Source organism: Rhizobium sp. Leaf341 (assembly GCF_001424325.1).
Lineage (GTDB): Bacteria > Pseudomonadota > Alphaproteobacteria > Rhizobiales > Rhizobiaceae > Ferranicluibacter.
This window is the reverse complement of the sequence record NZ_LMPE01000016.1, coordinates 98,696-120,312: the sequence shown is the minus strand read 5'-3', so window position 1 is coordinate 120,312 and position 21,617 is coordinate 98,696. Positions and strand designations below refer to the sequence as shown.

29 protein-coding genes are annotated in these 21,617 nt (G+C 60.3%); all 29 read left to right on the top strand.

From position 1 onward, the window contains the following. Window positions 1-391: 391 nt before the first annotated feature. Entirely contained in the window at window positions 392-2,881 is a 2,490-nt protein-coding gene (locus ASG03_RS20050) for a DNA-directed RNA polymerase (protein ID WP_062695529.1), read from the top strand. A 31-nt stretch (window positions 2,882-2,912) separates the two neighbouring features. Continuing rightward, on the top strand, window positions 2,913-3,248 hold the full coding sequence (locus tag ASG03_RS20045; protein WP_062695528.1) for a hypothetical protein: 336 nt from the start codon (window positions 2,913-2,915) through the stop codon (window positions 3,246-3,248). Between the two features lie 85 nt (window positions 3,249-3,333). Then, the gene (locus tag ASG03_RS20040; RefSeq protein WP_062695526.1) at window positions 3,334-3,570 is read left to right on the top strand and encodes a hypothetical protein; all 237 of its coding nucleotides are present in this window, start codon (window positions 3,334-3,336) and stop codon (window positions 3,568-3,570) included. A 51-nt stretch (window positions 3,571-3,621) separates the two neighbouring features. Beyond that, the gene (locus ASG03_RS20035; RefSeq protein ID WP_062695524.1) at window positions 3,622-3,852 is read left to right on the top strand and encodes a hypothetical protein; all 231 of its coding nucleotides are present in this window, start codon (window positions 3,622-3,624) and stop codon (window positions 3,850-3,852) included. A 3-nt stretch (window positions 3,853-3,855) separates the two neighbouring features. After that, window positions 3,856-4,128 carry a hypothetical protein gene (locus ASG03_RS20030; RefSeq protein WP_062695522.1) on the top strand — a complete coding sequence of 91 codons (273 nt, stop codon included), beginning with the start codon at window positions 3,856-3,858 and terminating at the stop codon, window positions 4,126-4,128. Next, window positions 4,118-4,384: a hypothetical protein gene (locus ASG03_RS20025; RefSeq protein WP_062695520.1), complete on the top strand. Its 267-nt coding sequence runs from the start codon at window positions 4,118-4,120 to the stop codon at window positions 4,382-4,384. The genes ASG03_RS20030 and ASG03_RS20025 overlap by 11 nt, the downstream gene beginning before the upstream one ends. Further along, the gene (locus ASG03_RS20020; RefSeq protein WP_062695518.1) at window positions 4,385-4,996 is read left to right on the top strand and encodes an ssDNA-binding protein; all 612 of its coding nucleotides are present in this window, start codon (window positions 4,385-4,387) and stop codon (window positions 4,994-4,996) included. 28 nt (window positions 4,997-5,024) lie between these two features. Continuing rightward, window positions 5,025-5,375, top strand: coding sequence for a hypothetical protein (locus tag ASG03_RS20015; RefSeq protein ID WP_244475337.1), 351 nt, complete (start codon window positions 5,025-5,027; stop codon window positions 5,373-5,375). Next, complete coding sequence (locus tag ASG03_RS20010; protein WP_062695514.1) at window positions 5,368-7,062, top strand: DnaB-like helicase C-terminal domain-containing protein; 1,695 nt, start codon at window positions 5,368-5,370, stop codon at window positions 7,060-7,062. Before ASG03_RS20015 ends, ASG03_RS20010 begins: the two co-directional genes overlap by 8 nt. Beyond that, complete coding sequence (locus tag ASG03_RS20005; protein ID WP_062695511.1) at window positions 7,062-7,328, top strand: hypothetical protein; 267 nt, start codon at window positions 7,062-7,064, stop codon at window positions 7,326-7,328. The genes ASG03_RS20010 and ASG03_RS20005 overlap by 1 nt, the downstream gene beginning before the upstream one ends. A 133-nt stretch (window positions 7,329-7,461) precedes the next feature. After that, window positions 7,462-7,695, top strand: a complete 234-nt coding sequence (locus ASG03_RS21205) for a helix-turn-helix domain-containing protein (RefSeq protein ID WP_062695509.1) — start codon at window positions 7,462-7,464, stop codon at window positions 7,693-7,695. Window positions 7,696-7,908: 213 nt separating this feature from the next. Then, on the top strand, window positions 7,909-8,250 hold the full coding sequence (locus ASG03_RS19995; protein ID WP_062695507.1) for a hypothetical protein: 342 nt from the start codon (window positions 7,909-7,911) through the stop codon (window positions 8,248-8,250). Further along, the gene (locus tag ASG03_RS21845) at window positions 8,250-8,399 is read left to right on the top strand and encodes a hypothetical protein (RefSeq protein ID WP_156381891.1); all 150 of its coding nucleotides are present in this window, start codon (window positions 8,250-8,252) and stop codon (window positions 8,397-8,399) included. The genes ASG03_RS19995 and ASG03_RS21845 overlap by 1 nt, the downstream gene beginning before the upstream one ends. 18 nt (window positions 8,400-8,417) lie before the next feature. After that, window positions 8,418-10,502 carry a DNA polymerase gene (locus ASG03_RS19990; RefSeq protein ID WP_200934722.1) on the top strand — a complete coding sequence of 695 codons (2,085 nt, stop codon included), beginning with the start codon at window positions 8,418-8,420 and terminating at the stop codon, window positions 10,500-10,502. Beyond that, entirely contained in the window at window positions 10,502-10,759 is a 258-nt protein-coding gene (locus ASG03_RS19985) for a hypothetical protein (protein ID WP_062695502.1), read from the top strand. The genes ASG03_RS19990 and ASG03_RS19985 overlap by 1 nt, the downstream gene beginning before the upstream one ends. Further along, on the top strand, window positions 10,756-11,070 hold the full coding sequence (locus ASG03_RS19980) for a hypothetical protein (RefSeq protein WP_062695500.1): 315 nt from the start codon (window positions 10,756-10,758) through the stop codon (window positions 11,068-11,070). Before ASG03_RS19985 ends, ASG03_RS19980 begins: the two co-directional genes overlap by 4 nt. Beyond that, window positions 11,067-11,876 carry a hypothetical protein gene (locus tag ASG03_RS19975; RefSeq protein WP_062695498.1) on the top strand — a complete coding sequence of 270 codons (810 nt, stop codon included), beginning with the start codon at window positions 11,067-11,069 and terminating at the stop codon, window positions 11,874-11,876. Before ASG03_RS19980 ends, ASG03_RS19975 begins: the two co-directional genes overlap by 4 nt. Beyond that, window positions 11,858-12,097, top strand: a complete 240-nt coding sequence (locus tag ASG03_RS19970; protein ID WP_062695496.1) for a hypothetical protein — start codon at window positions 11,858-11,860, stop codon at window positions 12,095-12,097. Before ASG03_RS19975 ends, ASG03_RS19970 begins: the two co-directional genes overlap by 19 nt. A gap of 284 nt (window positions 12,098-12,381) precedes the next feature. After that, window positions 12,382-12,585 (top strand): hypothetical protein, encoded by a 204-nt coding sequence (locus ASG03_RS19960; protein ID WP_062695492.1) that lies wholly within the window; start codon window positions 12,382-12,384, stop codon window positions 12,583-12,585. A gap of 6 nt (window positions 12,586-12,591) precedes the next feature. Further along, a complete protein-coding gene (locus ASG03_RS19955) occupies window positions 12,592-14,223 on the top strand; it encodes a portal protein (protein ID WP_062695489.1) in 1,632 nt (543 codons plus the stop codon). After that, window positions 14,223-14,690 carry a hypothetical protein gene (locus tag ASG03_RS19950; RefSeq protein WP_062695487.1) on the top strand — a complete coding sequence of 156 codons (468 nt, stop codon included), beginning with the start codon at window positions 14,223-14,225 and terminating at the stop codon, window positions 14,688-14,690. The genes ASG03_RS19955 and ASG03_RS19950 overlap by 1 nt, the downstream gene beginning before the upstream one ends. Window positions 14,691-14,771: 81 nt before the next feature. Next, window positions 14,772-15,629 carry a capsid assembly protein gene (locus tag ASG03_RS19945; RefSeq protein WP_062695485.1) on the top strand — a complete coding sequence of 286 codons (858 nt, stop codon included), beginning with the start codon at window positions 14,772-14,774 and terminating at the stop codon, window positions 15,627-15,629. Window positions 15,630-15,638: 9 nt separating this feature from the next. Then, on the top strand, window positions 15,639-15,869 hold the full coding sequence (locus ASG03_RS21615; protein WP_156381890.1) for an HNH endonuclease: 231 nt from the start codon (window positions 15,639-15,641) through the stop codon (window positions 15,867-15,869). Between the two features lie 25 nt (window positions 15,870-15,894). After that, the gene (locus ASG03_RS19940; RefSeq protein WP_062695483.1) at window positions 15,895-16,341 is read left to right on the top strand and encodes an N-acetylmuramoyl-L-alanine amidase; all 447 of its coding nucleotides are present in this window, start codon (window positions 15,895-15,897) and stop codon (window positions 16,339-16,341) included. Then, window positions 16,338-16,589, top strand: coding sequence for a hypothetical protein (locus ASG03_RS19935; RefSeq protein ID WP_062695481.1), 252 nt, complete (start codon window positions 16,338-16,340; stop codon window positions 16,587-16,589). The genes ASG03_RS19940 and ASG03_RS19935 overlap by 4 nt, the downstream gene beginning before the upstream one ends. Continuing rightward, entirely contained in the window at window positions 16,570-16,896 is a 327-nt protein-coding gene (locus ASG03_RS19930; RefSeq protein WP_062695478.1) for a hypothetical protein, read from the top strand. The genes ASG03_RS19935 and ASG03_RS19930 overlap by 20 nt, the downstream gene beginning before the upstream one ends. 414 nt (window positions 16,897-17,310) lie before the next feature. Further along, window positions 17,311-18,276: a hypothetical protein gene (locus tag ASG03_RS19925; RefSeq protein ID WP_062695476.1), complete on the top strand. Its 966-nt coding sequence runs from the start codon at window positions 17,311-17,313 to the stop codon at window positions 18,274-18,276. A gap of 65 nt (window positions 18,277-18,341) precedes the next feature. Beyond that, window positions 18,342-18,938 carry a hypothetical protein gene (locus ASG03_RS19920; protein ID WP_062695474.1) on the top strand — a complete coding sequence of 199 codons (597 nt, stop codon included), beginning with the start codon at window positions 18,342-18,344 and terminating at the stop codon, window positions 18,936-18,938. Further along, complete coding sequence (locus ASG03_RS19915) at window positions 18,939-21,305, top strand: phage nozzle protein (RefSeq protein WP_062695472.1); 2,367 nt, start codon at window positions 18,939-18,941, stop codon at window positions 21,303-21,305. Window positions 21,306-21,617 lie beyond the last annotated feature (312 nt).

The window sequence follows — 21,617 nt, the reverse complement described above, 5'->3', positions numbered from 1 at the left end:
TTTAGGTGCTAGTACCTTTCCCTTTCGGTAACGAAGCTAATAACCTCAAGACCTTAGCTGGTCCTGGGGTTTTTTGTTGCAAAATTATCTTCAGTAACGTAGACATTCCGTTATCGAAGTGACATTGAAGAATGGAGACATCATGCCCGAAGCCGTTCGCCTGACTCTCGAATTTGCCCTGTGGGCCGTCGTCGCGATGAGCGTATGTGGTGCCACGGTTGTCCCGCTGTACCTCTGGGGCTCCCTTCAGTACCGCCGCTTGATCGCCCGGAGACGGGCCGCTCGCAAGGCACTGTAATCGCTGCGGATTTCTCAAAGTATCTTCGATAACGAAGACATTAGGGCTTCATACAGCACATCCGAACAACCCGAGCCACCGATGAGGCCCGACATGACTGACAACGACCTATACCGCGCCGAGCTGGCCCTCGAAGAGGAGGCTCGCGGACTGACTATCTCCAGGTTCCATAAGGATCACTCTAAGGGAACTGAGAGTGAAACCTTCAGTGAAACCTTCCTTGGTTCTCACTTCCTGAAGAACTACCTTGTCCCTGTAACTCAGGGTGTCTCTGAGTGGCTCAAGGCCTCCAACACCGGCAAAGCTGGAAGGCGCAGTAGAGCGGCTGTCCTGATCGAACACGTCGATCCGGCCCTCCTGGCCTTTCTGTCCCTGAAGGGCATCCTGAACAAGGTAGGCGTCTACCAGGAGAACAAGGCTTGCACCTTCACTGGTCTCGCCATCTATGTCGCCGGGCTTGTCCACGACGAGCTGCGGCTCCAGGCGTTCGACGCCGAGCACACCAAGCTCTCCCGCCGCATCCATGCAGACTTCGCATCCCGTGAACTGCCCCGCATCAAGCGGGAGGAGTACATGCAGCGCGTCTTCGTCAAGCAGGGCATGGAATGGGCGGTCTGGAGCAAGACCGAGATGGTGCAGGTGGGTGCGGCCCTCCTGGATGTCTTCCGGGCAGTGACCGGCGATATCGAGGTGATCACCGAGGGAAGCGGGAAAGCGAAGCGGGACGTTGTCCAGCCGTCGCTCGGTCTCCTCCAGGCGGTGGAGCTTTGCGCCGACCACTGCGAAGCGATGTTCACGACCTACTTCCCGACCGTCATTCCGCCCCGTGAGTGGACCGCAGACACCCTGGAGTGCGGCGGCTATCACTCGCACAACGTGACGCCCTATCCGCTCGTGAAGGCGTCCAAGCGGGTCTACCGGTCCATCCTCCGCAAGGCGGTGGACGAGGGCAGGGTGCATCGCGTCCTGCATTCCCTCAACGGCCTCCAGAACACCCGGTGGCAGGTCAACGTCCGCGCCCTGGATGCCATCGAGCACGTCTACGCTCGCAACATCCGCTGCGGCAAGCTGCCCCGTGCCGACCGCCTGATCCCCGATCCGGCCCCCACGTCCCTCGAAGGCCTCGCGGCTGACCATCCCGACGTGAAGGCGTATCGCGCCTATTGCTTCGGGGTCCACGAACACAATCGCCGCATCATTGGCAAACGGGTCATGGCTCAACGGGCCTTCACCCTCGCACGGAAGTTCTCGCAGTTCGATGCGATCTACTTCCCCCACGATCTCGACAGCCGGGGCAGGGCATATCCCAAGCCCTCCGGCCTAAACCCTCAGGGACCAGACTATGTCAAAGGCATCCTTCAGTTTGCGGACAGCAAACGTCTCGGCAAAAGCGGCCTCTTCTGGCTGGCAGTGCACGGAGCTAACTGTTTTGGGAAAGATAAGCTACCTCTGGACGAACGTGCGGCTTGGGCAAAAGCTAATCTGGACCTCGCCCGGAGTGTGGCCCGGAACCCACAAGAAGACACCCGGTGGGCTGGATGTGATAACCCTGTCCAGTTCCTCGCGTGGTGCCTCGAATGGGCGGAAGCCCATCTCCTCGAAGACCCGACCCAGTTCCAGTCGCGACTTCACGTAGACCTCGACGCGACATGCTCGGGCCTCCAGCACTTCTCCGCAATGCTGCGGGACAAGGTGGGCGGTTTCCACGTCAACATGACCCCGAACAATGTCCGCCAGGATGTCTACGGGGCTGTCGCCAAGGTCGCCCTGGAGCTGATCGAGAATGATGACGATGCCGACAAGGTGGCCCTCAAGGACGCCTGGAAGGTCTTCGGGATGACCCGAGGGACAACCAAGCGTTCCGTCATGGTCAAGCCCTACGCTGGCACCCGCATGTCCTGCACCAACTACGTGTCCGAAGCCGTCGAGGACGAGCTGAAGGAGGGCGTGGCGCTTCCTGTACCGAGGGAGATGATGTGGGAGTTCAAGATGTATGGTGCCGACAAGGTCTGGAAGGCTATCCCCAAGGTAGTCGTCGCGGCCGATGGTGCTATGCAGTGGCTCATGGCCGTGTCCCGCCTCGTCGGCCGGTCGCAGCCGAAGGAACGCCGTATCGAATGGGTGACCCCGATGGGCCTCCCGGTGCACCAGTACAAGTTCGACACCGCGTCCCGTCAAGTGAAGACGTTCTTCGACGGCTCTATGATCCAGCCGCGCATCACCGAGGACCTCGACACCCTCGATCCCCGACAGATGGCAACCTCGGTTGCCCCGTCGTTCGTCCATTCGCTCGATGCGGCCCACCTCCAGGGCACCATAAGCGCAGCTATGGACGCCGGTATGACCCACTTCGCCGCTGTCCACGACAGCTTCGGGGTCCATGCCGCCGATGTAGAGGACTTCACCCTGATCATCCGTCAGGCCTTCGTGCAGATGTACGAGGAGCATGACGTGCTGGCTGAGTTCCTTGAAACCGCAATGCCGCTCATCGCCAAGGACCTCCAGGAGGAAATCCCGGCGCTGCCAGCAAAGGGCTCACTGGACCTCCGGGGCATCCTGGAAAACCAGTTCTTCTTCTCGTAACCAAATACCTTCGTTAACGGAGATAATCATCATGACTGACTTCAAAGTAGGCGATACGGTCCGTCGCATCAAAGACCCTTGGGGAGAGTTCAACCTTGGTGACGAGGGCGTTGTTACCCACGTCTCCTCCGGGGGCAAATCGCTGCGGTTTGCGGTTGATGACCGCTCTTACGCCGCGAGTGCGTTTGAACTCGTAGAGCCTGTCCCGCAGTCTCTCCCGATCACCGCGATCCTCCGCATGGACCGCGCCATTGCATCGGCCGGGGCGGCACCTGACACCCTTGAGCGTTACCTCGACCTCCCCCTGAAGGATTTCGTCGAGAAGGTGATGATCCCGAACGGCATCACCTTGCACAAACACGCCTGAGTTTTGACCCGATCTCTTCGTTAACGAAGGGATTAGGGCTTCATACAGCACATCCCAAGTTTCCCTCCAGATCGAAAGAACGATCATGACCAACATCCTCAAGAACCTGTACCGCCACTTCACCACGCCGAGCACCTCCAAGGCCCTCGGTGGCCTGGACAAGGCCCTAACGCAGCTCAACAAGGCCGCTGCGCAGCATGAGCGCCGGGCCGCTGCCTCGCTTCGGCTGATGGAAGCGTTTGCCGAGAAGGCCCTCATCGAGAACTCTCAGGCGAAACGCGCACACCGCGTCTCCGAGCGCCTCGAAGACCTCCTGGCCTAATCCTCCCGTTCCCTTCTTTTTTCAATTATCTTCGTTAACGAAAGTATCCGCATGACCCCGACTGCACAGCTCCGCACGATCCGTTCCAACACGCGCTACGTCGAAGCCTCCGTCCACTACAATCGCCGCAAGTTCGACAAGAAGTACGAGATCGTCGCCCGGCTGTACGATGACGCCCTGGAAGACCTCGGCGTCACCATCGGCGGCGAAGTTGTCCTGGCCGTCTTCGAAGACCGCCACGATGCTCTCGACGCGGTTCGCTTCTTCCGCAACCAGGGCTGATCCATGAGAGCCCGTCGCTGCACCTCCTGTGGCCTCCGGTTCTACGTGAACCCCGAGGCCCCCTCGGCCACCTGCCAGGAGTGCGATGGGTCTTATGACCCGTCCGCTCAGGCCAAGGCCGACGCCGACCGCATCGCTGCGGTGAACGACAGCCGTACCCTCGGCCGTCGCAAGCAGACCTTGGACATCAACGTCCTGCGCAATGCCACCGAAGCGGTCACCGCTGAAGAGGCACCTGCGGTTACCCCGAGGGGACGCGGCAAGAATGCGTCGTGATATCCCGTTCTATCTGATCGCTCGCGAGAGCTGCTTCGAGTTTCTCGAAGACCAGCACGAGATCATCGATCTCCTGGACAGCCAGCTCTCCGACGATCCCTCCGTTCAACGGTTCTCCGACGCCATCTCCGAAGAGTGGGATGACGAGGAGCTTCGCCTTCAGGTCTTCGGCCCCGACTTCACCGAAGAGACCCTCAAGGACACACTCGACCTCTGCGAGGCGGTCGAGGCAATCAACAAAGGCTACATTCTTTAAATGGCAAATCCCGTACTGACATCCACGAAGGGTGTCGCAGTTTATCCGGCGCTGAATCGACCGGACACCAAATTCGACGAGCTTGGCCAGTACAAGGCCGACATCAAGTTGTCCCAGGAGGCAGCAGCTCCGCTCGTCGCGGCGATCCAGAAGGTCGCCAAGGAGCACATGGGCAAGGTCATGCCGAAGGCGAAGAACTCGTGCTTCGAGTCCGTGCTCAATGACGACGGCGAGGAGACCGGCGAGGTCCTCTTCAAAATCCGCGTCAAAAACAAGCTCCGCAAGTCCGATGGCAAACTGTGGGACCGCCGTCCCCTGATCATCGATGCCAAGAAGAATGATCTGCCGGTCGCCGTCGCCATTTGGGGCGGCACGACCATGCGGGTGCAGTTCGAGGTCTACCCGTGGAACACGGGTGCCAAGAAGGGCATCTCGCTCCAGCCTGTCATGGTGCAGGTGATCGACCTCGTTACCGGTGGTGGACGTGGTGATGCCAATGCCTTCGACGAGGAGGATGGCTACGAGGCCGAGGAAGAGTCTTCGGTTTCTAAGAATGCCTTCGATAACGAAGACACCGACTCCACCCCCGCCACGGACGATGACGAATACTAATCGTTACCGCTCCGGCCTGGAACGACAGGTGGCCCGTCAGCTTGAGCTGGCGGGTCGCCCCTTTGGGTTCGAAGAGGACAAGATCGAGTACGTCAAACCGGCTCGACGGTCCAAATACAACCCCGACTTCCATGTGCTCAAGAAGCGCGATGGGTCGAAAATGTATATCGAGAGCAAGGGCCGGTTCCTCACGGAAGACCGCGCCAAGCATCTCCTCATCCGAGATCAACACCCCGAGTTGGACATCCGCTTCGTGTTTCAGAACGCGAACGCGAAGATCAGCAAGACCTCGACGACCACCTACGCAAGGTGGTGCACCGACAAGGGCTTCAAGTTCTCCGACAAGGGTCAAATCCCCAAAGACTGGCTGAATGAGTGAAGCGATCCTGACGCACCAGCCGTGCGACGACTGTGGCTCCTCGGATGCCCTCTCGGTCTACCCCGAGCACACCTACTGCTACTCCTGCGAAACAAGGACGAAAACCGATGGGGACAGTCCATCCCATTCCCATTCTGCCAAAGCTCCTTCCTCATCCGCGTCACTTTACCGATGCTCCTACTCGGCACTCGCCAAGCGGAACATCAACGAAGAAACCGCGCGATTCTGGTCCTACGGCAAGACTGACGTAAACGGTAAGACCGGCGTCCACTGCGCCAACTACCTCGACGAGAACCGCAGGACGGTCGCGCAGAAGCTCCGCTTTCCCGACAAGACCTTCCCCTGGACGAACCGCCAGGACTTCAAGGGCCTCTACGGCCAATGGCTTTGGCGGGACGGGGGCAAGCAAGTCGTGATCACCGAGGGTGAGATCGACGCGATGTCCGTCTCCCAGGTCCAGGCGAACAAGTGGCCCGTGGTGTCCCTCGTGGACGGCGGCGGGAAGAACGCGGTGCGCCCGATCAAGGAAGCCTACGAGTGGCTCCAGAAGTTCGAGAAGATCATCCTGTTCTTCGACAACGACGAGAAGGGCCGTCAGACGGTCGAGATCGTCAAGCGTATGCTGCCCCTCGGCAAGGTCTACATCGCGTTCGCCCCTGAGGGCTTCAAAGACGCAAACGACATGCTGATGGCTGGCAAGGGCAAGCAGATCATCGACTGCATCTGGGGTGCCAAGCAGTACCGCCCCGAGGGTCTCGTGAGCGGCTCGGCGGTCCTCGACCGGCTCCGCAAGCAGGAGAACACGGTCGCCTTCGCCTATCCCGATTTCATGGACAAGCTCAACTACAAGACCGGAGGCGGTATCCGCCTGGGCGAGCTGGACACATGGACCTCAGGGACGGGGATGGGCAAGACGACCATCATCAAGGCCCTCCAGAACCACTTCTTCCACACGACGGACTTCAATCAGGCCCTCATCCACCTTGAGGAACCCCTTGAGGACACCGGCAACGACCTGATCGCCTACGAAGTGGGCAAGCGTTTCCAGATCGACGACCCGGCCTACCGGGAAACCCTGGAATACAACGAAGCGGCCGAGCGCCTCTTCCTGGCCAAGGACGAGTTCGGCAACGAGCGGCTCCAGCTCTATGACGCCTTCGGCTCCATGGAGGACGACAGCCTCTACGAGATCATCCGCTACGCCGCCAAGGCGATGAACTGCAAGATCATCTGGCTCGACCACCTGTCCATCCTCGTGTCGGACATGGGCGACGGGGCAGGGACCGACGAGCGCAAGCGGATCGACAGCATCATGCACAACCTCAAGTCCCTCACGGTTGAGCTTGGCATCTACATCGGCCTCATCTCCCACCTCAGGAAACCCCCAGGCAATGGCAAGAGCTTCGAGCAGGGCGCTGTCCCATCTCTCGATGACCTTCGCGGTTCTGGCGGCATTAAGCAGCTCTCCAATGGCGTCTTCGCCATCTCCCGAGACCAGCAAGCCACCGACCCCGAGGTTCGCAATACTTCCACGGTTACCGTTCTCAAATGTCGAAAGACCGGACGGACTGGGACCGCGGATTTTCTAACCTTCTCGGACGCCACAGGGCGCATCGAGCAGGGCAAAGACCCCGCACTGTCGGACGGCAAAGCCGCTTTCGACGACGAAACCCCCGGAGAATACTAATGGACATCAAAACCTTCCGCGACCTGTGGTGGGACGACATGCTCACCTCTGTAGACAAGGATGTTGATGACGCTTGGCGGCACGGCAACTATGTCAATGAGGTCTTTGTTGATGAGCACGGTCAGTATTGGCAGGTCTTCTATCAGGTCACCGGCGACGGCGAATACAACTCGCTTCGGGAAGCCGATTGCGACGACCCGGTGCGTGTCTATCCGCACACCAAAACCGTGACGGTCACCGAGTATCTTGCCACCCCCGCATCCTGACGAGCCCTTTCACAGGGCCGAGCGGCTGACCCTTGAGGCCACCGCCGAACCTCTCCTGATCCCCCAATACCAAGAAGCAATGCAACTCGCTCGGACGCTCGAAGGCGCTCCGGGTTGGAAAGGACGTACTAAAATGACTCAGGTCGAGAAAATCCTCAACCACATCAAGAAGAACGGCTCCATCACGCAGCGCGAGGCTTACCTCGACTACGGCATCCAGAGCTTCCACCGCCGCCTCTCGGACATCCGCGAGATGGGTATCAAGTTGCTCCCGGTGCAGAAAGTCCACCCGACATCCGGGCAGGAATACACGCGCTACTACCTCGCTGGCGACAAGGCCAACGGCAAGGTCCGCAAGGCCGCATGACTTCGTTCCTCTTTGCCGTCGCCCTCACAGGGCTCGCCGCTTTCCTCGGGTGCGTCATGGTTGGCGCACTCACCCTCATGATCAAGGACCTCGCATGGCCGGACCTATCCTGATGTTCCTCGGCATCCTCGCCGGGCTGACCGCTTGCGTCACCTATCAGCCGCCCGGCGACGGGCTCTACCTTCTCCTCCGCTGAAACCGAAAGCTCCCCCTATGATCCGTAAGTTCCTCGCCGTGTCTCTCGCGGCCCTCATGATGACCGCTGGCATTGCCGAGGCTCGCAGCAGCTTCAGCAGCCGCTCGTTCTCCAGCCGGTCCTATACCAGCCGTTCCTACTCGGCTCCTCGACCGGCCTACCGCTCGACCACGGTGAACAACAACACCTACATCCGGCAGAGTTCTGGCGGCGGCATGATGTCGAACATCTTCGGCACCATGATCGGCATGGGTGCCTACAACTGGTTGTTTGGTGACGATGAGAAGCCGGTGGAAACCCCGGCTGTCCCTGCCGCCCCTGTGGTGCCCACGGCTCCGGCAGTGGCTCCCGCGCAGTAATGCACGACCACACGAACGAGAACCTACCCAGTGATCTCAAGGTCTCCCGCAAGGGGGACCTTCTCATTTTTAAGACCCGCACCGCGACGATCCACCTGGACTTCAAGCGCCGTGCCGAGCTGATCGAAGCGATCCGCAGTCTTACCTAAGCGTACCGGGGCAACCCATTGACAACTTTGATATTTGACATCGAGACCGATGGGTTTCTCGAAACGATGACCCGTGTCCACTCGCTCGTCATCAAGTGCGTAGAGACCGGAACCGTATGGTCATGCACTGACGTAGCAAACACCCAAGATCGCGACCCCGAGCGTTATCCGACAACAGAGGCGGGGCTCCGGGTTCTGATGTCCGCCGACTGCATCGTCGGCCACAACATCATCAAGTTCGACCTCCCGGCGATCCAGAAGGTTTACCCCTGGTTCACCTACGACCAGTCCAAGGTCTTCGACACCCTGGTCGCCTCCCGCGTCATCTGGACCGCCATCGTCGATACCGACATGGGCAAGATCAGGAACGGGACGACAACCCTCCCACCGAAGCTCGCCGGTCGCCACGGCCTCGAAGCCTGGGGCCACCGCCTGGGCAACTGGAAGGGCGACTATGCGAAGATGATGGAGGAGCGTGGTCTCGATCCCTGGGCCGAATGGTCCCAGGAGATGCAGGACTATTGCGAGCAGGACGTAGAGGTCAACGCGGCCCTATACCAGCTCGTCCTCGGCAAGGACTACTCCGCTCAATGCCTTGAGCTGGAGCACCGCATCGCCTTCATCATGGCCGAGATGGAGCGCAACGGCTTCGGCTTCAACGTTGATAAGGCCGAGAAGCTCTATGTGGACCTCGCCGGAAAGCGCGAGGAACTCTCCCAGTCCCTCCGAGACCTCTTCACGCCTTGGTTCACCAAGGATGGCGTCGTCAAGGAGCCGAAGAAGCCCCACAAGACCCTTGGGTACTGGGGGGACGAAGGCCCCGTGGTCGAGGAGACCTACGTCTCTCACTACACGGAGGAAGGCGAGCCGATCTTCAAAAAGCGGAAGACCCGGTCCTTTAAGGGCTACCCGTTCCAGAAGATCAAGCTCACTGTCTTCAACCCCAACAGCAGAGATCACATAGCCGACCGTCTCCAGACGGTGCGCGGCTGGAAGCCCTCGGATTTCACACCCGGTGGCAAGCCCAAAGTGGACGAAGATGTCCTCAGTGATCTCAAGTACCCCGAAGCCAAGGCGCTGACCGACTACATGACGCTCCAGAAGCGCATCGGGCAGTTGGCCGAGGGGGACAATGCCTGGCTCAAGAAGGTGAAGCCGAACGGTCGCATCCACGGGTCTATCAACCCGAACGGGGCGGTGACCGGCCGGGCCACCCATAGTGACCCCAACGTCGGACAGGTTCCGGCTGTCGGTGCCCTCTACGGCGCTGAGTGCCGGGAGTTGTTCGAGGCCAAGATGAAGGGCCGGGTGCAGCTAGGGTGCGACGTGTCGGGTCTGGAGCTGCGAATGCTCGGGCACTTCATGGCCAAGCACGACGGCGGGGCCTACGCGAACGAAGTCATCAACGGTGATGTCCACTCGACGAACGCGGCGGCTCTCTTCGGCCTCGACGCCGAGCAGTTCAAGCAGGGACGCAAGTGCAAGGACCCGATCCAGTCCATCACGGATCAGGTCAAGGACGCCTACGACTGGCTCCGCAAGCTCCCGAAGGACAAACAGTCCACGAGCCTCGTCAAGGACTTCTACGACAGCCTCAGGAACACCGCGAAGACCTTCATCTACGCCTTCCTCTACGGCGCTGGTGACGGGAAGATCGGCAACATCGTGGGGCAGGGCCGTAAGGCCGGGGGCCTCCTCAAGAAGAAATTTCTGAAGCGTCTTCCCGCACTCGCCAAGCTCATCCAGGGCGTCGGCGCAGCAGCCGAAACCCGTGGGCACCTCAAGGGTCTCGACGGGCGTCTCCTCCATGTCCGCTCCGCGCACTCGGCCCTCAACACGCTCCTCCAAGGGGCAGGGGCCATCGTCTGCAAGCAGTGGATCGTGGAGTTCTACGACCTCCTCACCGCAAACAACCTCCACAACGTCGTCAGCATCGTGGCCTGGGTCCACGACGAACTCCAGATGGAAGTCGTCGCTGAATACGCCGAACAAGTCGGTGATCTCTGCGTACAAGCCATTGTTATCGCAGGGGAAAAACTCGGCATCCGTGTGCCACTCACAGGTGAATACAAAATCGGTAAGAACTGGAAGGACTGCCACTAATGGCGAAGACAGCACTCATGAAAGAACGCCGGGTCACCCCCGGCTACCTCGGGCTCTCCCGTGGTGACCGCACAGTCAACGCCATCATCTACGGCGCAGACTTGTGCTTCTACTTCTACCCCATCACCCCCGAACAGGCCCGGCTCGTCGAAGACTGGGCCATCGACGGCGACGAGCAGGACCTCCGCAAGGCGCTCCCCGAGGCCACCGAGTACGACCTCGATATGTTCTATGCTGGAAAGGAAATCGTTGAATGATCCCCTGGCTCTATGTGTTTTTCACACCGCACTATCGCAAGAACCTCAAGACGCTGAAGGACCACCCCGAACTGGCGGACATGCTCCACCGGTGGGCAGGGTTCCGCATTGCGACATACCTGACGGTGGTGCCAACGTTCATCCTCTTCTCGCCATACATTGTGCTCGCGCTCACAAGCATGGCCGCTGAGTGGCTCCTGAAGCGGATCGATGGGGTACTGCCCCGTCCGTGGGTGCGCTTTAGCCGCAAGGCTGACTCGATCCACTGGGAACTCACCCAGGCGATCCGGGAGAAGAGGGCTCGCGGTTGAAGACCCTACTGATTGACGGCGACATGCTCGTCCACCGGTCCACCGTGGCCGTTGAAAAGGACACCCGGTTCCTCGACCGCTACCACATCTTGTTCTCGGACGCCGAGAGCGCGTGGAACGTCCTCATGGAAACCCTGGGGGAACTCCAGGCGGCTGCGGACACCTCCGAGGTGCTCGTGACGTTCTCGGACCCCGAGGTCAACTTCCGCAAGGTTCTGGCCGGTGGCGACTACAAGTCCCACCGCGCCGGGTCTCGCAAGCCGCTCGCCTACTGGGAAACCCGCAAGCGAGTAGAGGAATCCTTTCCTAGCCTAACACTGCCCGAGCTGGAAGCCGACGACACCATGGGCATCATGATGACCCGGCATCCGGGGGACTACATCTTGTGGTCCCTCGACAAGGACCTGAAGCAAATCCCCGGTCTACATCTGGTAGACGACGAGGTCATCAAGCGGCCTCTCTCCGAGTGCGATCATTTCTTCTACGTCCAGGCGCTCGCTGGCGACGTGACCGATGGTTACTCGGGGTGCCCTGGGGTGGGCATGACGGGAGCCGAGCGCATCCTCCGCGCTGGCGTAAAGCCTGTGGCCTACCAGCACGAACTCAAGAGCGGCAAGCGCAAGGGCGAGGTCGAGATCAGGTGGGACGAAGTTCCCGCCGACAACCAGTGGGACACCGTCCTGTCCCACTACCTGAAAGCCGGTCTGGCTGAGGAGGACGCCCTTCTCAACGCCCGGATGGCTCGCATCCTTCGGGATGAAGACTACGTGAATGGAAGCATTATCCTTTGGACACCGCGCTCATAAAGTCGGACGGCGGATCGACCGACTACTACCGGCTCCCGGCATACGCCACGGAGCTGAGACACCTCATCCAAGCGAAGAACATGAACTTCGCCATCGGGAACATCTTCAAAGCTTGCTATCGCCTAGGCGAGAAGGACGGCAACGATTTGGAGTATGATCTCAACAAGATTATCTTCTTCGCGCAGGACGAGATCGAGAGACTACGTCGTCTGCGAGGATGAAGCACTACAAGGGGTCTCTTCGGAGGCCCCTTATTCGTTTTGTCAAGAAGAAAATAATTAGGGCTTCATACAGAGAGACTACGAAATAAATCTATGTCCAGTGTTTTGAACAGAGAAAATAAGTTACCTCAAGTAACTCAAGAACTCTTAGACCACCTAAAGACCAAGTACCCTCTGAGATTATTCAAGGAGATGAAGAGTTATGAGGAGGTCAAAGAATACCAAGGGAAACAAGAGGTCATCGACTACCTCGCGACCCTCCTAGATCGCTGAGGAGCCACTCGATGTGCTTCAATAAGGAACAGAAGGTCGAAGCTCCCGCAGCTCCGGCCGAGACGCTCAAGCAGGTTGCCCCGGAAAAGAAGACCGCCGCAACCAAGGACTCAAACCCCCTCACCATTGGCACCAAGAAGTACCGCAACGAAAGCGGTCTTGGAACCAAGGGCCTAAACGCTGGCGCTCCGTCAGGCATCTCGCTTTCCAAGTAAGTCCCCATGACCGACGCCGCTATCGAAACGGCGGTCACGGACGCTGACGCTGCGCTCTACTCTCGTCTGGAGAGTGACCGCGAAGACTTCCTGTATCGAGCGCGTGAAAACGCCAAGCTCACCATCCCATCCCTGATGCCCCCTGAGGGGCACTCTTCGGCCTCCGCGCTCTACAAGCCGTGGCAATCCATCGGTTCCCACGGGGTCAACACCCTGACCGCCAAGCTCTTGATGACCCTCCTGCCAGCGAACTCTCCGATGTTCCGGTTCTCGGTCAGCGATCAGGCTGTCGAGGAACTGGCGCAGGACAAGAACGTCCGCGCCGAGGTGGAGAAGAAGCTCAACGAAGTCGAGCGATCAGTGCAGGATGAGATCGAAGGTCTCAGCATCCGAGCCGCCCTTGTGGAGGCCCTCAAACACCTTGTGGTGTGCGGGAACGTCCTCCTATACCTCCCCAAGAAGGGGAACCTACGAATTTTCCGCCTGGACCGCTACGTTGTCCAGCGCGACTACGAAGGCAATCTTCTCCGCGCCATCATTAAAGAGACGGTGGCCAAAGAGACCTTGCCCGACGACATCCAGGCAATGCTCTCCAAGCCCTCAGAACTCCCCTCCGACAAGCCGGGGCAGGTGGCTGAGAAGGAATACGACGTTTACACCGTGTTCCACCGCAAGGGAGACCGCATCCACACCTACCAGTCGATCAAGGGCATGAAGCTGCCCCGGTCGGAGGGCTCGTGGAAGCTCGATAAGTCGCCCATCATGGCCCTGCGCTGGACCTACCTCCACGACGAGGACTACGGCCGCGCTTATATCGATGAGTACATCGGGGACCTGACGGGTGCTGAGGCGCTGTCCAAGTCGCTGCGGGAAGCCGCTGCGGCCTCCTCGAAGATCAACCCGATGGTCAACCCCACGGGACTGACGCGAGCACAGGACGTTGCCGACGCCGAGAACCTCGAAGTCATCTCCGGCCGTGCCGACGATGTCACCATGCTTCAGTTCGACAAGCAAGCCGACATGGCGATCACCCAGGGTGTCCTCCAGGACCTCATCACCCGCCTGTCCTACGCTTTCATGATGAACAAGTCCGTCCAGCGAAACGGAGAGCGCGTCACGGCCGAAGAAGTGCGCACCATGATCTCTGATATCGACGACGTGCTCGGCGGTATCTACTCGCTCCTCGCTCAGGAACTTCAGCTCCCGCTCGTCATCCGCATCATTGATCGGATGGAAGGCGAGCGTAAGATTCCGCGCCTGTCCGGTCTCAAGGGACCCGATGGGAAACCTGTCGCTCGACCGAAGATCGTGACGGGTATCGAGGCGCTCGGACGTGGCCACGACTACAACAAGTACCAGACGCTCATCCGTGACGTTCTGGCCCCCATCGGTGACGCCGCGTGGGGCGAGGTCAATCTCCCCGACCTCATCAAACGAGCCGCCGTGTCCCTATCGATCGACACTGACGGTCTCCTCAAGTCACCCGAAGACAAGCAAGCCGAACAGCAGCAGCAGATGGGTCTTCAGCAGGGTCAAGCGAACCAGCAGATGCTCATGGATATGGTCAAGGGCGCAACGCCTCAGGTCGCCAAGGTGGCCTCTGAGGGCATCGCGAACCAAATCCAAGGAACAGAGTAATGGCATCATTCTCCTCTGCCTTCTCGTCCGCACGGAAGGCCGGTAAGTCTAGCTTCGCGTGGAACGGGAAAAGCTACAACACGAAGCTCGCGAAGGGCGCGAAGCCGGGCGGCAAGACCGCCTCGTCCAAGAAGGTCCCGACGCCAACGGCGAAGCCGACCAAGGCCGCATCCGGCCCCGCCCGTACCGACAAGCTCGCTGACTACCCGCGTCCCGCCAAGGCCGTAGGCATCGCCAAGGCAAACTCCCCGATGGCCCGTGCGTCTGCCGCTCAGGCGAACAAGCCGGTCAAACCCGCTCCGAGCCGTTCGCAGCTCCCGGCACAACCCGCCAAGGACCGGACGCCCCAGAAGGGCCGCGTCAAGTCGCCCCAGGGTCCCGTGCCCGAGGGCGTTTGGTACGCCGCCAAGGGCTCCGCGATGTCCATCGCCGCCGCTCGCCGGGCTAACAAGCCCGTCAAGAAATAAAACCCCCGCCTTACGGCGCTTCCCCCGGTCTTCGGATCGGGGGCCTTACTTTCTCCATCCCCCAACGAGAGCAAACCATCCATGACATATGCAAACGCAGAAATTCCCGCTGACGGTGCTACAGGCCCGTCTCTCGAAGAACAGTACGAAGCCCTGAAGGCCGAAGGTCTGGTCTCCGACGACGATACCGGTGCCAGCACTGGCGCGACCCCAGTTGCTCAAGGGGGAGCAGAAGGCGACCACGAGGAGGCCTCAACCGATGACGAGCGCCCCTCGTGGTTGCCAGCCAAATACAAGACCGTCGAAGAGTACGTCGCCTACGTGTCCGAGCTTGAAGCCAAGCAGGGCGGTACGGCCGACGACACCGCTGCCCCCAAGGGCAATGAGCCGACCGCCGAAGAACGCGCAGCCGCCGAGGCCGCGACGACCAAGGCCGGTCTCGACCTCAACACTGTGTCCCAGGAATGGGCTGACAATGGTTCCCTGACGGCCGAGACCTATACCAAGCTGGCCGACGCCGGTTACCCGAAAGAGATGGTGGACATCTACATCGAGGGTCTGACGAACCGGGCGAACGCCGTCCAGTCCCAGGCCTTCGAACTCGTGGGTGGTGCCGATAGCTACGGCGAGATGATCGACTGGGCCATCCAGAACCTCTCCGACGAAGACCAAGCGGCCTTCGACAGCGCCGTCAATTCGAACAACCCGCGACAGGCGATGCTCGCCATCAAGGGCCTCAAGGCCGACTGGGAGGCCTCCCTCATGGAGGACCTGTCCTACGAGCCCGAGTCCCCCGTGAGCACCAAGGGTGCCGCCCCGGTCAACACCTACCAGTCGCTCGACGACTACATGGAAGACCTCAACGACCCCCGCTACGACACCAACGAGAGCTTCCGGGCCTCGGTGATGGCGAAGCTGTCCCGCTCCAAGATCATGTAAGGACCTCCAGTGGCGAGAGACTACGACAAAGAATACGCGGCCTCTCGCCGCCCTGACCGTCGAGCCGACAATGTAATGCGCAAACGCGCTCGTCGGAAGATGATCAAGAAACACGGCGCAGCGGCCGTGAAGGGCAAAGAGATCGACCACAAAAACATGAACCCGCAGAACAACTCGTTCTCGAACCTTTCCATCATGTCCCGCAAGGCCAACCGCTCCAAGCAGCCCAAGCGAAAGTGATGCTCCTCCACCCGGAGGTCGCCTCATGCGTCCCGTAAATCTCCTGGTCTGGCATTGCACCGCAACGCCGGACGGCAAAGACTATTCCGTGGCCGATGTCCGCAAGTGGCATAAGGCTCGCGGCTTCTCCGATATCGGCTACCACTTCCTCATCCACATCGACGGCCGCGTCGAGGCCGGGCGTCCGCTCGACCAGATCGGCGCTCACGTCCAGGGCTACAACAACGGCTCTATCGGTTGCTCCTACGTGGGCGGTGTCGATGCCGACAACGTCAACAAGGCCGAAGACACCCGCACCGAGAAGCAGAAGTCGGCAATGCTCGCGCTCACCCGCAAGCTCGTCAAGGACTTCCCAGGCATCACCCGGATCGCCGGGCACAACGAGTTCGCCAACAAGGCTTGCCCGTCGTTCGATGTCCGCAAGGACCCCCTGGGCAACATTCCGGGCTTCAAGGGCGGTCGCAAGCAGTGACCCGCAAGTCGTCCAAGCGCCGCACCTCCAAGGTGCACCTCGCGATCAACTCCGCGTTGGCCTGGGGCGGCATCTTCTACGCCATCTACTCGCAGCAGGGCGCGACCGTCGTCGCCTCCCTCGTCGGTGTCATCGCGTTGTCCTACGGCTCCTATGTGGGCGTCGGACACCTCGACTACCGGGCGCACCTGCGGGGCCTGATGGCCCAAGTCACACAGGAGCCCGACCATGCTGGTCCTGATTCTTAGACACTGGCCGAAGATCGTCGCCGTCCTGGCGGTGATCCTGACGGTCTGGGCGATCTACGCCAAGGGTGTCTCCGACACCAAGTCCGCGCAAGCGGTCGAAGACCTCCGCGTCGAGAAGGCCCTCAGGGAAACCGAGAAGGCCGCTTACGTGGCCGACGCCGAACGTGCGGACGCCGCCTACAATCGCCTCCGGGCGCTCAACTCGAAAGTCGAGGGCCTGAATGACTACGTTCGCATCAATCCGACTTCTGGCAATCAGTGTCTTGACGGCGCTGACACTGACCAGTTGCGCGACCTCTGGAAGTAAACTCCCGGTTTACCCCCAGTTACCCGCAGACCTCCGGGTTTGTTTCGATACGCAGGTTCCAGCCCCCAAGGCCGGTCCACTGTCCAAGGGTCAGGTGATGTCTCTCATCGCCGCCCTCAAGAAGTCCGAGATGGAAAAGACCGAATGCGGTCGCCGCCTCATTGCCTTCTACGAAAGCCTGTCTCACCCACGCTAGGGTGAGGCACGAGGCTGTCTCAAAGTATCAGTCAGGAAGATCACGATCTGAAGCCGCTCCTCTTTAGGAGGGCGATCTCCCTTTTGATTTAGCACAGAGAATACTTGCCAGTAGTTTCCGGCCCCCTCGGGGATAACCGCTGAATGAACACGAGTTTTCCGAAGCCAAATCACACCGCGCCGCCTCGGCCGCGCACCTGATTACTTCAGAGAACTTTAATGCCTCAGTCTACTACCACGACCGCCGCAAATCCGGCAGGTCCGTCGATCTCCGACAACCTCTTCCTCAAGGTCTTCTCCGGCGAGACCATGAAGGTATTCAACAAGCGGACGGTCCTCAAGGGTCGCCACCGCGAACGCACGATCACCTCGGGTCGCTCTGCGCAGTTCCCGGCTATCGGCAAGGCGGCGGCTGAATACCACCAGCCGGGCAACCTCATCCTGGGCCAGGACATCAACCACGGCGAAAAGGTCATCACGATTGATGACATGCTGATCAGCTCGACCTTCGTGTCGAACTATGAAGAAGCCATGGCCCACTACGAGGTCCGCTCGGAATACGCCTTCCAGATGGGCGACAGCCTTGCTCAGGCCTACGACCAGCACCTCTTCGCAATCGCCACCAAGGCGGCTGTCGGTGGCACCACGGGTGCTGTCGCTGAGATGGGCTCGGCCACCGAGGTTAAAATCGGCGCAACGCCGTCCATCTCGGCCGTCGTCGATGCGATCTACGACAGCGCAGCCTACTTCGATGCGACGAACATCCCGGATACGGAACGTGTGGCCTACGTCACGCCGTCCCTCTACTGGGACCTCGTGCAGGACGGCTCGTTCCTCGACCGCGACTTCGGCAACGAAGGCAACGGCTCGAAGGCCAAGGGCGGCATCTACCGCGCCGCTGGTATCGAGATCGTCCCGACGAACAACCTCGCCCTCAACTTCGGCACGGCCACCCTCACGGGCAAGCGAGCCGGTGCTGATGTCACCGACTACACGGTCGATGGCACTAAGTCGCTCGTCCTCATCATGCAGAAACAGGCCCTCGGCACTGTCAAGCTGATGAACCTCGCGACCGAGAAGGAATATCAGGTTGGTCGCCAGGGCACCCTCATGGTGTCCCGCATGGCTTGCGGCCACGGCGTTCTGCGCCCCGAGTGCATCCGCCTCGTCTCCGCAAAGGTCTAATCAGCCGCACCTCTAGGGAGGCCCTTAACGGGGTCTCCCTATTTTTTCCAAATGGGAGGTTTCCCGTGGCAGTTCTGCCCTATACCGAGCTGGAGGCGGTCAACCTCATCCTCCGAAACATGGGCGAAGCCCGTGTGAACTCCCTCCTAAATCCACCGCTGGATGCCTCTGAGGCCCTCGGCACACTCCGGGAAATCTCCTTGGAGGTGCAGAAGCGCGGCTGGTACTTCAACACCGAATTTCACCGGTTCCCACCGGATACCTCTGGGCTCATTGCGCTCCCGAAGAACACCTTGGATGTCAAATCCGCTGGCCCGGATCGCGCCCTGAAGGTCACCATTCGCGGTGAGCACCTCTACCGCCTTGAGGCCTACAACAACGGTCCCGTCTTTATCGGCCCCGTCCATGTGCGCCTGATCCTCGGCCTCGACTTCGACGACCTCCCGGCCTCCGCTCGCTCCTACATCGCGATCCGCGCCGCCCGAGTGGCTCAAATCCGCTCCGTGGGCGACCAGATGAGCGCCCAAGAGGACAACGCTGACGAGACCCGTGCTCTCGCAGAACTCCATTCCGAACAGCTCTCCAACGAGCGGCTGTCGCTTCGAAACTCTTCGGGTGTCTCTCAGGGACTCTCGGGAGGCGTCTTCGTCCTGGGGCAGTAAATGACCGCAGTTTCCGGCGCTATCGCCAACCTTATCGGTGGCGTCTCGCAGCAGCCGCCCGAAATCCGACCACCAAACGCCGCTGAAGCACTCGTGAACTCGTGGTGCGACGTGGCCTCCGGTCTATCCACCCGACCCAACGCGAAGTTCGTCGCTAAGGTGACGGCCGCTCCGGTCGGTGCTGAGACACTCGCCACCCACATCATTCAGAAGCCCTCGGGCAACTTTCAGATCACCATCAAGAACGGCGCACTCTTTGTCACCGATCTCACGACGGGCGTGGCCAAGGCCGTGACGATGACCGGCACTGCCGCCGCATACATCGCGACAGTCGATCCCGAACGCAGCATCCGCTTCGTGACAGTGGGCGACACGACCTTCGTCTACAACCGCTTCCGAACGTGCACTGTCATGAAATCCCAGGAGACCGCCCTGGAGCGCAGCGGCATCCTGGACGGCGGCGTGAGACGCCTCAACCCGAACCTCCTGGCCACCGTGTGGGTCCGTCAGCGAGTGGGATACGAGGCGAACTATGCCATCTACCAGTCTGATGTCCGCAAGGCGCTCGTCGTGGCCGACACCAAGAAGACCGGGGAGATCGCTCAGTCTCTCCTGACTGTGGCGACTTCGAACGGGATGTCTGGGGACATCAAGGGAGAGAACGTAATCTCCTTCCAGTTGCCCACCGAGGCAGACTGGGTGACCTCCCAGGACGACCTAGCCAACACCGCCATGTTCTCCTTCAACGATAGCGTGGCCGAGTTCACCAAGCTCCCCAACGTAGACCGACAAGGCCGTCTCGTTAAGATCGCGCAAGCGGAAGATGAGAGGGCTGACGACTACTGGGTCTGGTACAAGAAGGGCATCTGGGCCGAAACCTTCGGATGGAACTGCTACGAAAAGCCTGACCCGGCCTCGATGCCGCACGTCCTGGTGGACAACGGTAACGGAACTTGGACGCTGAAGCCCCACGACTGGCCCGGCCGTCTCGTCGGGGATACCGACAGTAACCCCAGTCCGACCTTCGTAGGCCGCACAATCAACCGCATGTTCCTCTACAGGGGCCGCATGGTCATCCTGTCCGATGAGAACTTCATCGCGTCCGAGATCGGCAACTACGAGAACTTCTACCGCACGACCTGCACTCAGCTCCTCGATGACGATCCGATTGACGTGGCCTCGCCCAACAGCCGAGGAGCCGCGCTTCACACGGGAGAAGAGTTCGACGGCAAGTTGCTCCTGTCGAGCAAGTTTGACCAGTTCGTGGTCGATGGCTCGAATGACGACATCCTGTCTCCGAACACCGTGACCATCAAGAAGGTCAACGCCTACAATATGTCTCCTGACGTTGTTCCGGCTTCAGTCGGCCCGAACTTCGTGTTCGTCGATGACTTCGAGACACGCGGCTACGCTCTCCTCAGGGAGTACCAAGTGGAGCGCGTCTTTGGACGGCAGGTGGCCCTCTCGGTAACCGATCAGGTCCCCGAGTACATCCCGAGTGGCGTCTACAGCCTCTCGGCGTCTGCCTCGGATGACGTGCTTGTCGCGTTGACGCGCGGCGACCGTACCCATGCTTGGCTCTACAACTACTACTTCAACAGCGACGGGAAGGTTCTGTCGTCCTGGCAGAAGTGGGAGTTCCCATTCGCCATCCACGGCGGCGGGTTCCTCGATGACCGGCTCCTCCTGACGGTAGGCTTTGGTGCCAACACCTATATCGTGTCGATCTCCTTCGAGAGCGGCGTCGATGCAGTACTGGACAGCAACAGCATCCTCCTGGACATGGCGGTCACCTCGGGAAACCTCCCGGTGACATTCGCCAACAACCAGACGACCTTCGTGCTTCCCTATGCGATCCCCTCGGGTTCCGTGCAGGACATCCGGGCCGTCGTGGTTCCTGGAACGACCGGCGAGGGACAGAGCCGTGCAGCGGTTTCCACAGTGGGTAACTCGGTCACCTTCGCGGGGGACCTGAGGAACACGCAGCTCGTCATTGGCCTCCGGTTCCGCTTCTACTGGAAGCTCAGTCCGATCTACATGCGCGATCAAAACCAAGTGGCGATCCAGGACGGTCGGCTCCAGCTCCGCTACATTTCGATCTTCTTCAATCACTCCGGCCCCTTCGACATCCGTGTCACGCCGGAGGGCCGCGAGACCTTCACGGCTCGCTACGCCAACTTTGTCCTGGGCGACAGCACAAGCACAATCGGCGGGTTCCACCTCAACTCCGACAAGTTCCGCGCTGCGGCGTTCGGGGAGGGGGAGAAGACCGACATCGAAGTCGAAGCCTATACCCCTTGGCGCGTCCGCTTCTCCTCCCTCGAATGGGACGGGGCATACCGCGCCCGTAAGAAGAGAACCACATAATGAACTATGAGATACGGGGGGTTCGGGAGGGCGACCTCCCGTACCTCGCCGCCCACCTGCGAGCAGCCGACGCTCGCGAACTCGTGGCAACCTATGGCAACGCCGGGTTCCTCGACGCTCTAAACCAGTCGGCCGTCAATTCTCATGAGGTTGCGGTGTGTGAAGGGGACGGTGTCCCCATGGTCCTATGGGGCCTCCACCGCCTCAACCCTACCAGCGGCCTCATTTGGTGCTGCGCTACCCCCCTTGTGACCAAGTTCCGTCTCGCCTTCGTCCGCGAGAGTCGGGCCATCATCCAGCGATGGTTCGACG